The sequence below is a fragment of the Stenotrophomonas sp. C9D9 genome, from assembly GCF_056491205.1.
The window spans coordinates 553059-566470 of sequence record NZ_JBSZIF010000004.1 but is presented as its reverse complement, the minus strand read 5'-3'; the positions used below and the strand labels follow the sequence as shown (position 1 = coordinate 566470).

General features: G+C 63.2%; 9 protein-coding genes and 4 pseudogenes. All 13 read left to right on the top strand.

The genetic code is table 11. The annotated features are described in order from the left end of the window. Positions 1–81 precede the first annotated feature (81 nt). The 13 genes and pseudogenes from rpoC (at position 82) to rpsC (ending at position 13411) form a co-directional block, all read left to right on the top strand. Positions 82–4309, top strand: a pseudogene (rpoC, locus tag ACXI0D_RS08105) (DNA-directed RNA polymerase subunit beta'). Positions 4310–4593: 284 nt separating this feature from the next. Further along, positions 4594–4968, top strand: a complete 375-nt coding sequence (gene rpsL, locus ACXI0D_RS08100) for a 30S ribosomal protein S12 (protein ID WP_004145320.1) — start codon at positions 4594–4596, stop codon at positions 4966–4968. A 12-nt stretch (positions 4969–4980) separates the two neighbouring features. After that, positions 4981–5454, top strand: a complete 474-nt coding sequence (gene rpsG / locus ACXI0D_RS08095) for a 30S ribosomal protein S7 (RefSeq protein ID WP_014036101.1) — start codon at positions 4981–4983, stop codon at positions 5452–5454. Between the two features lie 141 nt (positions 5455–5595). Beyond that, positions 5596–7736, top strand: a pseudogene (gene fusA, locus ACXI0D_RS08090) (elongation factor G). Positions 7737–7788: 52 nt separating this feature from the next. Continuing rightward, the gene (gene tuf, locus ACXI0D_RS08085) at positions 7789–8979 is read left to right on the top strand and encodes an elongation factor Tu (RefSeq protein ID WP_014036096.1); all 1191 of its coding nucleotides are present in this window, start codon (positions 7789–7791) and stop codon (positions 8977–8979) included. Positions 8980–9311: 332 nt separating this feature from the next. Continuing rightward, a complete protein-coding gene (rpsJ, locus tag ACXI0D_RS08080; protein WP_005408208.1) occupies positions 9312–9623 on the top strand; it encodes a 30S ribosomal protein S10 in 312 nt (103 codons plus the stop codon). 11 nt (positions 9624–9634) lie between these two features. Then, positions 9635–10284 (top strand): annotated as a pseudogene (gene rplC / locus ACXI0D_RS08075) (50S ribosomal protein L3). A gap of 12 nt (positions 10285–10296) precedes the next feature. Beyond that, the gene (gene rplD, locus ACXI0D_RS08070) at positions 10297–10902 is read left to right on the top strand and encodes a 50S ribosomal protein L4 (protein WP_004145337.1); all 606 of its coding nucleotides are present in this window, start codon (positions 10297–10299) and stop codon (positions 10900–10902) included. Then, positions 10899–11198 (top strand): 50S ribosomal protein L23, encoded by a 300-nt coding sequence (rplW, locus tag ACXI0D_RS08065; protein ID WP_004145338.1) that lies wholly within the window; start codon positions 10899–10901, stop codon positions 11196–11198. The genes rplD and rplW overlap by 4 nt, the downstream gene beginning before the upstream one ends. Before the next feature lie 10 nt (positions 11199–11208). Continuing rightward, the gene (rplB, locus tag ACXI0D_RS08060; protein ID WP_004145339.1) at positions 11209–12036 is read left to right on the top strand and encodes a 50S ribosomal protein L2; all 828 of its coding nucleotides are present in this window, start codon (positions 11209–11211) and stop codon (positions 12034–12036) included. Between the two features lie 6 nt (positions 12037–12042). Continuing rightward, on the top strand, positions 12043–12312 hold the full coding sequence (rpsS, locus tag ACXI0D_RS08055) for a 30S ribosomal protein S19 (protein WP_005415413.1): 270 nt from the start codon (positions 12043–12045) through the stop codon (positions 12310–12312). Between the two features lie 12 nt (positions 12313–12324). After that, positions 12325–12660, top strand: a complete 336-nt coding sequence (rplV, locus tag ACXI0D_RS08050; protein ID WP_004145348.1) for a 50S ribosomal protein L22 — start codon at positions 12325–12327, stop codon at positions 12658–12660. An 18-nt stretch (positions 12661–12678) separates the two neighbouring features. After that, positions 12679–13411: pseudogene (gene rpsC / locus ACXI0D_RS08045) on the top strand (30S ribosomal protein S3). Position 13412 lies beyond the last annotated feature (1 nt).

Genomic DNA, 13412 nt, shown 5'->3' with positions numbered 1-13412 from the left:
GGCGCGGCGGCCTCCGCCGCCGCGCCGCTGGCAGTCAACTGAAAGCCCATCGACACAGCATTCCTCCTTCTGGAGAACACCATGAAAGACCTGCTCAACCTCTTCAACCAGCAGCGCCAGACGCTGGACTTCGACGCGATCAAGATCGCGCTGGCCTCGCCGGACCTGATCCGTTCGTGGTCCTTCGGCGAAGTGAAGAAGCCGGAAACCATCAACTACCGTACCTTCAAGCCGGAACGCGACGGCCTGTTCTGCGCCGCCATCTTCGGCCCGGTGAAGGACTACGAGTGCCTGTGCAGCAAGTACAGAGCGCATGAAGCACCGCGGCGTTGTCTGCGAAAAGTGCGGCACCGAAGTGACCCTGGCCAAGGTGCGTCGTGAGCGCATGGGCCACATCGACCTGGCGTCGCCGGTCGCGCACATCTGGTTCCTGAAGTCGCTGCCGTCGCGCATCGGCCTGATGCTGGACATGACCCTGCGCGATATCGAGCGCGTGCTGTACTCCGAAGCGTACGTGGTGACCGAGCCGGGCCTGACCGCCCTGGAGCGCCGCCAGCTGCTGACCGAAGAACAGTACCTGCAGGCCCGCCAGGAGCACGGTGACGACTTCGACGCCGCCATGGGCGCCGAGGCCGTGTACGAACTGCTGCGCACGATCGACCTGCAGTCGGAAATGACCCGCCTGCGCGAGGAAATCGCCGCTACCGGCTCGGAAACCAAGCTCAAGCGCCTCACCAAGCGCATCAAGCTGATCGAGGCCTTCCTGGAATCGGGCAACCGTCCGGAATGGATGGTCATGACCGTGCTGCCGGTGCTGCCGCCGGACCTGCGCCCGCTGGTCCCGCTGGATGGCGGCCGCTTCGCGACCTCCGACCTGAACGACCTGTACCGCCGCGTCATCAACCGCAACAACCGCCTGCGCCGCCTGCTCGAGCTGAGCGCGCCGGACATCATCGTGCGCAATGAAAAGCGCATGCTGCAGGAATCGGTCGATGCGCTGCTGGACAACGGTCGTCGCGGCCGTGCCATCACCGGCACCAACAAGCGCCCGCTGAAGTCGCTGGCCGACATGATCAAGGGCAAGCAGGGTCGCTTCCGCCAGAACCTGCTCGGCAAGCGCGTCGACTACTCGGGCCGTTCGGTCATCGTGGTCGGTCCGTACCTGCGCCTGCACCAGTGCGGCCTGCCGAAGAAGATGGCGCTGGAGCTGTTCAAGCCGTTCGTCTTCGCCAAGCTGCAGCGTCGTGGCCTGGCCACCACCATCAAGGCCGCCAAGAAGCTGGTCGAGCGCGAAGAAGCCGAAGTCTGGGACATCCTGGAAGAGGTCATCCGCGAGCATCCGGTGATGCTAAACCGTGCGCCGACCCTGCACCGTCTGGGCATCCAGGCGTTCGAGCCGGTGCTGATCAAAGGCAAGGCCATCCAGCTGCACCCGCTGGTCTGCACCGCGTTCAACGCCGACTTCGACGGTGACCAGATGGCCGTCCACGTGCCGCTCTCGCTGGAAGCCCAGCTGCTGGAAGCGCGTGCGCTGATGAGTCGACCAACAACATCCTGTCGCCGGCCAACGGCGAGCCGATCATCGTGCCGTCGCAGGACGTCGTGCTGGGTCTGTACTACATGACCCGCTCGCTGGAAAACAAGAAGGGCGAGGGCATGGCCTTCGCCAACATCGCCGAAGTGAAGCGTGCCTACGACAACCGCGTGGTGGAACTGCACGCGCGCGTCAAGGTCCGCATCACCGAAGTGGTGACCGACGAAGATGGCAACAAGCAGAACAAGACCTCGATCGTGGACACCACGATCGGTCGCGCCCTGCTGGCTGAAATCCTGCCGGAAGGCCTGCCGTTCGCGCTGGCCAACACCGAGCTGACCAAGAAGAACATCAGCCGCCTGATCAACTCCAGCTACCGCCAGCTGGGCCTGAAGGACACGGTCGTGTTCGCCGACAAGCTGATGTACACCGGCTTCGCCTACGCGACCCGCGCCGGCGTTTCGATCGGCATCGATGACATGCTGATCCCGGACGAGAAGAAGGGCAATCCTCGCCGAGGCCGAAGCCGAAGTGCTGGAGATCCAGGAGCAGTACCAGTCGGGCCTGGTCACCGCCGGCGAGCGCTACAACAAGGTGGTCGACATCTGGTCGCGCACCAACGAGCGCATCGCCAAGGCGATGATGGACACCATCGGTACCGAGAAGGTGGTCAATGCCAAGGGTGAGACCATCGACCAGAAGTCGATGAACTCGCTGTACATCATGGCCGACTCCGGTGCGCGTGGTTCGCAGGCGCAGATCCGTCAGCTGGCCGGCATGCGCGGCCTGATGGCCCGCCCGGATGGCTCGATCATCGAGACGCCCATCAAGGCGAACTTCCGCGAAGGCCTGAACGTGCAGGAGTACTTCAACTCCACCCACGGTGCCCGTAAGGGTCTGGCCGATACCGCGCTGAAGACCGCGAACTCGGGTTACCTGACCCGTCGTCTGGTCGACGTCGCGCAGGACGTGGTGATCACCGAGGTGGATTGCGGTACCACCGAAGGCCTGATCATGACCCCGATCGTGGAAGGCGGCGACGTGGTCGAGCCGCTGAAGGATCGCGTGCTGGGTCGCGTGGTTGCCGAGGACGTGTTCCTGCCGGGCAACGACGAAGATCCGATCGTCACCCGCAACACCCTGCTCGACGAAGCCTGGGTCGCCAAGCTGGAAGATGCCGGCGTGCAGACCATCAAGGTCCGCTCGACCATCTCCTGCGAATCGGCCTTCGGTGTCTGCTCGCGCTGCTACGGCCGCGATCTGGCCCGTGGCCACCTGGTCAACATCGGTGAAGCGGTCGGCGTCATCGCCGCGCAGTCCATCGGTGAGCCGGGTACCCAGCTGACCATGCGTACGTTCCACATCGGTGGTGCGGCGTCGCGAGCTGCTGCGGTCGACAACATCACCGTCAAGACCACCGGCTCGGTCAAGTTCAGCAACCTCAAGTCGGTCGAGCACGCCAATGGCTCGCTGGTGGCAGTGTCGCGCTCGGGCGAAATCTCGGTGCTCGATGCCCACGGCCGTGAGCGTGAGCGTTACAAGCTGCCGTACGGTGCGACCATCACGTCCAAGGACGGTGATGCGATCAAGGCTGGCCAGACCGTGGCCAACTGGGATCCGCATAACCACCCGATCGTGTCGGAAGTGGCCGGCTTCATCCGCTTCATCGACTTCGTCGACGGCATCACCGTCATCGAGAAGACCGACGAGCTGACCGGCCTCGCTTCGCGCGAAATCACCGATCCGAAGCGTCGTGGTACCCAGGCCAAGGACCTGCGCCCGATCGTGCGCATCGTTGATGCCAAGGGCAACGACCTGTCGATCCCGGGCACCGACCTGCCGGCGCAGTACCTGCTGCCGCCGCGTTCGATCGTCAACCTGCAGGATGGCGCCCCGGTGGGCGTGGGTGACGTCGTTGCCAAGATCCCGCAGGAAGCGTCGAAGACCCGCGACATCACCGGTGGTCTGCCGCGCGTGGCCGACCTGTTCGAAGCGCGCAAGCCGAAGGATCCGGCGGTGCTGGCCGAGCGTTCGGGCATCATCAGCTTCGGCAAGGACACCAAGGGCAAGCAGCGCCTGATCATCAAGGACACCGATGGTTCGGAGCACGAAGAGCTGATCCCGAAGTACCGCCAGGTCATCGTGTTCGAAGGCGAGCATGTCACCAAGGGTGAAACCATCGTGGACGGCGAGCCGAGCCCGCAGGACATCCTGCGCCTGCTGGGTGTCGAGCCGCTGGCGGCCTACCTGGTGAAGGAAATCCAGGACGTGTACCGCCTGCAGGGCGTGAAGATCAACGACAAGCACATCGAGGTGATCACCCGCCAGATGCTGCGCAAGGTCGAGATCACCGATCAGGGCAGCAGCAAGTTCCTGAACGGCGAACAGGTGGAGCGTCAGCGCGTTATCGAGGAAAATGCGCGTCTGTCGACCCGCAACGAGCTGCCGGCGCACTTCGATCCGGTCCTGCTGGGTATCACCAAGGCATCGCTGGCGACCGAATCGTTCATCTCGGCCGCTTCGTTCCAGGAAACCACCCGCGTGCTGACCGAAGCGGCCGTCCGCGGCACCTCGGACAACCTGCGTGGCCTGAAGGAAAACGTCATCGTGGGTCGCCTGATTCCGGCCGGTACCGGCCTGGCGTACCACAGCAACCGCCGCCGCGGCGCTTCCGGTCTCACCGAGTCGGAAATGCAGACCCTGGCCGGCACCCCGGCTGCGGTCGAGGCGCCGGTGGTTGAAGCCGAAGCTGAACAGGCATCGGGCGAAGAATGAGGTATCCGGTCCGGCCGCAAGGCCGGACCACCCCATCGGTCCATCGATGGGATTGGGAAAGGGCAGGGGAGATCGTCCGCGGTCGACCCTGTCAACCTGAACGGGGTACATGGAGGCCCCCCAGTAACGTCCCGGGATCAGGGACGGGCTTGACAGGAGGCGTTTGACTGCTTTCCTGGCAGGTTGCTACAATCGTCTGTCTCAGCAGGCCAGAATTTTGGCCTGCTTTAACATTTCCGCATCTCTGGTCGGATTTTCCGGCCACCAATCAGAAGAACCTACTGATGGCGACGATCAACCAGCTGGTCCGCAAGCCGCGGCAAGCGACCACCTACAAGAGTGCCTCGCCGGCGCTCGACAAGTGCCCGCAGCGCCGTGGCGTCTGCACCCGTGTCTACACCACCACTCCGAAGAAGCCGAACTCGGCTCTGCGCAAGGTTGCCAAGGTCCGCCTGACCAACCAGGAAGAAGTGATTTCCTACATCGGTGGTGAAGGCCACAACCTGCAGGAGCACTCCGTGGTCCTGATCCGCGGCGGTCGCGTCAAGGACCTGCCGGGTGTGCGTTACCACACCGTTCGTGGCTCGCTCGACGCCGCCGGCGTTGCCAAGCGTCGCCAGGCCCGTTCCAAGTACGGCGCCAAGCGTCCGAAGGCATAAGGAGAGAGCACTATGTCGCGTAAGGGTAATACTCCGCAGCGTTCCGTCCTGCCCGATCCGAAGCACGGAAGCGAAACCATCGCCCGCTTCATCAACATGGTCATGCAGAGCGGCAAGAAGTCCGTCGCCGAAAAGATCGTGTACGGCGCCATGGACGTGATCACCGAGAAGAACAGCAGCGCCAACGCCATTGACCTGGTGCAGAAGGCTCTGGACAACGTCGCTCCGGCGGTCGAAGTCAAGTCGCGCCGCGTTGGTGGTGCCACCTACCAGGTGCCGGTCGAAGTGCGTTCGTCGCGCAAGATGGCCCTGGCCATGCGCTGGCTGATCGACTCCGCGCGCAAGCGTGGCGAGAACACCATGCCGAAGAAGCTGGCTGCTGAGCTGATCGACGCCTCGGAAAACCGTGGCGGCGCCATCAAGAAGCGCGAAGAAACCCACCGCATGGCCGAAGCCAACAAGGCCTTCGCCCACTACCGCTGGTGAGTTTGACGGCCTTGTAAAACAGGCAGGGCAGCTCCACTTAGGTGCGTGCTGCCTCGCGGTCCCAGAAGGACTGCGCCAATCCGAAGGCCGCCGAAAGGCGGCGTTCGGCCATCCGAAATCCAAGAAATCTGAGAGGCTCCCGTGGCCCGTTCCACTCCCATCGAGCGTTACCGCAACTTCGGCATCATGGCTCACATCGATGCCGGCAAGACCACCACGTCCGAGCGCATCCTGTTCTACACCGGCAAGAGCCACAAGATCGGTGAAGTGCACGACGGCGCCGCCACCATGGACTGGATGGAGCAGGAGCAGGAGCGTGGCATCACGATCCAGTCCGCTGCCACCACCGCGTTCTGGAAGGGCATGGACAAGTCCCTGCCGGAGCACCGCTTCAACATCATCGACACCCCCGGGCACGTCGACTTCACCATCGAAGTGGAGCGCTCGCTGCGCGTGCTCGACGGTGCCGTCTTCGTCCTGTGCGCCGTCGGTGGCGTGCAGCCGCAGTCGGAAACCGTGTGGCGCCAGGCCAACAAGTACCACGTGCCGCGCATCGCGTTCGTCAACAAGATGGACCGCACCGGTGCCAACTTCCAGAAGGTCGTCGGCCAGCTGAAGGCCAAGCTGGGCGCCGTTGCCGTGCCGATGCAGCTGCCGATCGGCGCTGAAGACAACTTCAAGGGCGTTGTCGACCTGCTGAAGATGAAGGCCATCCATTGGGATGAGGCTTCGCAGGGCATGAAGTTCGAGTACAGCGACATCCCGGCCGAACTGCAGGCGGCTGCCGAAGAGGCTCGTCAGTTCATGGTCGAGACCGCTGCTGAAGCCAGCGAAGAACTGATGGAAAAGTACCTGGGCGGCGAAGAGCTGGCCGAGGCCGAAATCATCAGCGCGCTGCGTACCCGCACCCTGGCCACCGAGATCGTGCCGATGTACTGCGGCTCGGCCTTCAAGAACAAGGGCGTGCAGGCCATGCTGGATGGCGTGATCCAGCTGCTGCCGTCGCCGGTCGACGTGCCGGACGTGAAGGGCGTGGACGTTGACGACGACACCGTCGAAATGACCCGCAAGTCGGACGACAAGGCTCCGTTCTCGTCGCTGGCCTTCAAGATCATCACCGACCCGTTCGTCGGCGCGCTGACCTTCTTCCGTGTCTACTCGGATACCTGAACGGTGGCGACACCGTGCTGAACTCGGTGAAGGGCAAGAAGGAGCGCATCGGCCGCATCCTGCAGATGCACTCGAACAACCGCGAGGAAATCAAGGAAGTTCTGGCCGGTGACATCGCCGCGGCGGTGGGCCTGAAGGACACCACCACCGGTGACACCCTGTGCGCCGTGGACGCCCCGATCATCCTGGAGCGCATGACGTTCCCGGAGCCGGTGATCTCGATGGCCGTCGAGCCGAAGACCAAGTCGGACCAGGAAAAGATGGGTCTGGCCCTGGGTCGCCTGGCGCAGGAAGATCCGTCGTTCCGCGTCAAGACCGACGAAGAATCCGGCCAGACCATCATCTCGGGCATGGGCGAGCTGCACCTGGACATCATCGTCGACCGCCTGAAGCGCGAGTTCAACGTTGAAGCCAACGTCGGCGCGCCGCAGGTGGCCTACCGCGAAACCATCACCCTGGCTGACGTCAAGTCGGACTACAAGCACGCCAAGCAGTCCGGTGGTAAGGGTCAGTACGGTCACGTCGTGATCGAGCTGTCGCCGATCACCGCTGCCGACCGTGCCGATCCGAAGCTGGCTCCGGCCATCAAGGACGACTTCCTGTTCATCAACGACATCACCGGCGGCGTGATCCCGAAGGAATTCATTCCGTCGGTTGAAAAGGGCCTGCGCGAAACCATCACCAGCGGTCCGCTGGCTGGCTTCCCGGTCGTGGACGTCAAGGTGAAGCTGGTGTTCGGTTCGTACCACGACGTCGACTCCTCGGAAATGGCGTTCAAGCTGGCTTCGTCGATGGCCTTCAAGCAGGGCTTCGCCAAGGCCAAGCCGGTGCTGCTGGAGCCGATCATGAAGGTCGAGATCGTGACCCCGGAGGATTACCAGGGTGACGTGATGGGCGACGTCAGCCGTCGTCGCGGCGTGCTGCAGGGTTCCGACACCACCGGTGACGGTTCGGCCAGCATCATCAACGCGATGATCCCGCTGGGTGAAATGTTCGGCTACGCCACTGCGCTGCGTTCGCAGACCCAGGGCCGCGCCACCTTCACCATGGAATTCGATCACTACGAGCCGGCTCCGACCAACATCGCCGAAGCCGTCATGAAGAAGGGCTGAGCCTCGCTCAGCCTCTCTTGAAACCACTTACGAACAATCAAGGTATAGAACAATGGCAAAGGGTAAGTTCGAGCGCACCAAGCCGCACGTCAACGTCGGCACCATCGGTCACGTCGACCACGGCAAGACCACGCTGACCGCCGCACTGACCAAGATCGGTGCCGAGCGCTTCGGTGGCGAGTTCAAGGATTACTCCTCGATCGACGCCGCGCCGGAAGAAAAGGCGCGTGGTATCACGATCTCGACCGCGCACGTCGAATACGAATCCCCGATCCGTCACTACGCCCACGTCGATTGCCCGGGCCACGCTGACTACGTCAAGAACATGATCACCGGTGCCGCCCAGATGGACGGCGCGATCCTGGTGTGCTCGGCCGCTGACGGCCCGATGCCGCAGACCCGTGAACACATCCTGCTGTCGCGCCAGGTCGGCGTGCCGTACATCGTCGTGTTCCTGAACAAGGCTGACATGGTCGACGACGCCGAGCTGCTCGAGCTGGTCGAGATGGAAGTGCGCGAACTGCTGAGCAAGTACGAGTTCCCGGGCGACGACACCCCGATCATCGCCGGTTCGGCCCGCCTGGCGCTGGAAGGCGACCAGAGCGACATCGGCGTGCCGGCCATCCTGAAGCTGGTCGACGCGCTGGACAGCTGGATTCCGGAGCCGGAGCGTGCGATCGACAAGCCGTTCCTGATGCCGGTGGAAGACGTGTTCTCGATCTCGGGCCGCGGCACCGTGGTGACCGGTCGTATCGAGCGCGGCGTGATCAAGGTTGGCGACGAAATCGAAATCGTCGGCATCCGTCCGGTGCAGAAGACCACCGTCACCGGCGTTGAAATGTTCCGCAAGCTGCTGGACCAGGGTCAGGCAGGCGACAACGCTGGCCTGCTGCTGCGCGGCACCAAGCGTGACGACGTCGAGCGTGGCCAGGTGCTGGCCAAGCCGGGCACGATCAAGCCGCACACCAAGTTCGAAGGCGAAGTCTACGTCCTGTCGAAGGACGAGGGCGGCCGTCACACCCCGTTCTTCAACGGCTACCGTCCGCAGTTCTACTTCCGCACCACCGACATCACCGGCGCCGCTGCACTGCCGGAAGGCGTCGAAATGGTGATGCCGGGTGACAACGTCAAGATGGTCGTCACCCTGATCAACCCGGTGGCCATGGACGAAGGCCTGCGCTTCGCCATCCGCGAAGGCGGCCGTACCGTCGGCGCCGGCGTGGTCTCGAAGATCATCGAGTAATCTGGTAGTATCTGCGCCCCGATGTTGCCTGGGTAGGGCATCGGGGCGTATCAAATGGGAAAGCAGGCACAGGACGTGCCTTGTGTTCCCCGGACCAGGAAGGGTCAATGCCATTCAGGCGGCGTCAACAGGCGACTGTTGACAGCTGCCTTGCGTGCCATTATGCTTCTACGTCTGGGCAGGCCGGGAAACTGGTCTGCCTACGTTTTTGAGGTCTATGGAGTGACCTTGTCGGCCTGCAGGAGTGCGGGCCGTCCGTATTCAGGAATTTCATGGGGCAAAGCAACCCAGAGGCTTTGTCTGTCGCTCTTTTAACGAAGGAACCTACCGCCATGGCGGACCAAAAGATCCGGATCCGGCTGAAAGCGTTCGATCATCGTCTGATCGACCGTTCGGCCAGCGAGATCGTTGAAACGGCAAAGCGGACCGGCGCGCAAGTGCGTGGCCCGATCCCGCTGCCGACCAAGATCGAGCGTTACACCGTTCTCGTCTCCCCGCACGTCGACAAGGACGCGCGTGACCAGTACGAGACCCGCACGCACAAGCGCGTGCTCGATATCGTTGACCCGAATGACAAGACCGTGGACGCGCTGATGAAGCTCGAACTGGCTGCCGGCGTCGACGTTCAGATCAAGCTGACCTGAGGACTACGACCATGACGAAGAAGTATTCGTTGGGCTTCGTGGGCCGCAAGGCTGGCATGAGCCGCGTGTTCACTGAAGATGGCCGCTCCATCCCGGTGACCCTGATCGAAGCAACCCCGAACCGCATCGCGCAGATCAAGACCGTCGAAACCGACGGCTACAGCGCCGTGCAGGTGACCGTCGGCGCGCGTCGCGCTGCCCTGGTCAACAAGCCGGAAGCCGGCCACTTCGCCAAGGCGAAGGTGGAAGCGGGTCGTGGCCTGTGGGAATTCCGCGTTGAAGACGCGCAGCTCGGCGATTTCGCCGTTGGCGGCGAAGTCAAGGCGGACATCTTCGAAGTCGGCCAGATCGTCGACGTCCAGGGTGTCACCAAGGGTAAGGGCTTCCAGGGCACCATCAAGCGCCACAACTTCCGTATGGGCGATGCAACCCACGGTAACTCGCTGTCGCATCGCGCGCCGGGTTCGCTGGGTCAGCGCCAGACCCCGGGTCGCGTTTTCCCGGGCAAGAAGATGTCGGGCCACATGGGCGCGGTGCAGCAGAGCACCCAGAACCTGGAAGTGGTCAAGGTCGACGTCGAGCGCGGTCGATCGCCGTTCGCGGCGCCGTTCCGGGCGCGGCGGGTGGCGACGTGATCGTCCGTCCGGCGAGCAAGGCATAAGGAGAGATGACGATGGAACTCGTTATCACGGGTAGCAACAACAAGGTCTCGGTCTCCGACGCCGTGTTCGGTCGCGATTTCAGCGAAGATCTGGTCCACCAGGTCGTCGTTGCCTACCGCAACGCCGGTCGCGCCGGCACCAAGGCACAGAAGACTCGCTCCGAAGTGGCTGGTACCACCAAGAAGTCGAAGAAGCAGAAGGGCGGCGGCGCGCGTCATGGCGCACTGACGGCTCCGATCTTCGTCGGCGGCGGTGTCACCTTCGCGGCCAAGCCGCGCAGCTTCGAGCAGAAGGTCAATCGTAAGCAGTACCGTGCCGCTATGTGCGCGATCCTGTCCGAGCTGAACCGTCAGGGCCGTCTGACCATCGTGGAGTCCTTCGATGTCGAAGTGACCAACACGAAGGGTCTGATCGCCAAGCTGGCCGGCCTGGAAGTGGGCAAGCGCCCGCTGATCGTCACCGAAGAAGCGTCCGAGCACCTGTACCTGTCCGCCCGCAATCTGCCGTACGTGCAGGTGCGTGACGTCCAGGGTCTGGATCCGGTTTCGCTGGTTGGTGCCGACACGGTCGTCATCACCGCTGACGCGGTCAAGAAGGTCGAGGAGTGGCTGGCATGAACAGCAACGAAAAAATCTTCAGCGTGCTGCGTGCCCCGCGTGTCTCCGAAAAGACCGCGCGCCTGCAGGAACTCTCCAATCAGTATGTCTTCGAAGTTTCGAACGAAGCCACCAAGGCCGATGTAAAGGCCGCGGTTGAGCAGCTGTTCGACGTCAAGGTCGAAGCCGTCAACGTGGTCAACGTCAAGGGCAAGAACAAGTCCTTCCGTAACCGTGCTGGCCGCCGCGGCGATTGGCGCAAGGCGTACGTTCGCCTGGCCGACGGCCAGTCGATCGATGTAACGGCCAAGGCCTGAGGTACATCCCATGCCATTGATGAAATTCAAGCCCACCTCCCCCGGCCGCCGTTCGGCCGTGCGCGTGGTCACCCCCGACCTGCACAAGGGTGCTCCGCACGCCGCACTGGTCGAGTCGCAGAGCCGCTCGGGTGGTCGTAACCACCATGGCCGCATCACCGTGCGTCACGTCGGTGGTGGTGCCAAGCAGCACTACCGCATCATCGACTTCAAGCGCAACAAGCTGGGCATTCCGGCGCGCGTGGAACGCATCGAATACGATCCGAACCGCACCGCCCACATCGCCCTGCTGTGCTACGTCGACGGTGAGCGTCGCTACATCATCGCCCCGAAGGGTCTGAAGGCCGGTGATCAGGTGATCGCTGGTTCGGACGCCCCGATCAAGGCCGGCAACACCCTGCCGCTGCGCAACATCCCGGTCGGCACCACCATCCACTGCATCGAACTGAAGCCGGGCAAGGGCGCTCAGATCGCTCGCGCCGCCGGTGCGGCCGTGCAGCTGGTGGCTCGCGAAGGCATCTACGCCACCCTGCGCCTGCGCTCGGGTGAAATGCGTAAGGTTCCGGTCGAGTGCTGCGCCACCATCGGCGAAGTCGGCAACGACGAGCACAGCCTGGAAAAGCTGGGCAAGGCCGGTGCCAAGCGTTGGCGCGGCGTCCGCCCGACCGTTCGTGGTGCTGCCATGAACCCGGTTGACCACCCGCACGGTGGTGGTGAGGCCAAGGCCGGCCAGGGTAACCCGCATCCGGTCACCCCGTGGGGTGTTCCGACCAAGGGTTACAAGACGCGCCATAACAAGCGCACTCAGCAGTTCATCGTCCGCGATCGTAGGGGCTAATCGACCATGGCACGTTCACTCAAGAAGGGCCCGTTCGTCGATCACCACCTCGTCAAGAAGGTGGAGGCCGCTGCGGGCAGCAAGAAGCCGATCAAGACCTGGTCGCGCCGTTCGATGATCCTGCCTGACATGGTAGGCATCACCATTGCCGTGCATAACGGCAAGAACCACATCCCGGTTCTCGTCAACGAGAACATGGTCGGCCACAAGCTCGGCGAATTTGCCATCACCCGGACCTTCAAGGGTCACGGTGGTGACAAGAAGTCGGGCAAGTAAGGAGAGATGACAATGGAAGCGAAAGCCATCCTGCGCACTGCGCGCATCTCCCCGCAGAAGGCTCGTCTGGTCGCTGACCAGGTGCGCGGTCTGCCGGCCGAACGTGCGGTCAACCTGCTGAAGTTCTCGGACAAGAAGGCTGCCCACCTGATCAAGAAGGTGGTGGAGTCGGCAATTGCCAACGCCGAGAACAACCAGGGCGCCGACGTCGACGAGCTGAAGGTTCAGACCATCATGGTTGATGAAGGTCCGACCCTGAAGCGTTTCATGGCGCGGGCGAAAGGCCGCGGTACCCGCATCCTCAAGCGCACCAGCCACATCACTGTGGTTGTGGGCGCCGCCAAGTAAGCGGATAAGGAAAAGACCATGGGTCATAAAGTTCATCCGATTGGTATCCGCCTCGGCATTTCCAAGGACTGGAACTCCAAGTGGTACGCCAACAAGGCCGAGTTCGCCGGTTACCTGGCAGCCGACCTGAAAGTGCGCGAAATGCTGCGCAAGAAGCTGGCCCAGGCCGGCATCAGCAAGATCCTGATCGAGCGTCCGGCCAAGACCGCTCGCGTGACGATCCACCGCCCGTCCGGGCGTGGTGATCGGCAAGCGCGGTGAGGACATCGAGAAGCTGCGCAAGGAAGTGAGCGAGATGATGGGCGTCCCGGCGCACATCAACGTCACCGAAGTGCGCAAGCCGGAACTGGACGCGCAGCTCGTTGCCGAGTCGATCGCCCAGCAGCTGGAGCGTCGCATCATGTTCCGCCGTGCAATGAAGCGCTCGGTCGGCAACGCGATGCGCCTGGGTGCCCTGGGTATCAAGGTCAACGTCGGTGGCCGCCTCAACGGTGCAGAAATCGCCCGTTCGGAGTGGTACCGCGAAGGCCGCGTGCCGCTGCACACCCTGCGTGCCGACATCGACTATGGCTTCGCTGAAGCCAAGACGACCTACGGCATCATCGGCATCAAGGTCTGGATCTACAAGGGCGAGGTCTTCGATTTCTCCCAGGTTGGCCAGGAAAAGCAGGACGACACCCCGTCGCGCAACGATCGTCACGATCGCGGCGACCGTGGTGACCGTCAGCGCCCGGCCCGTGAAGCGAGGTAAC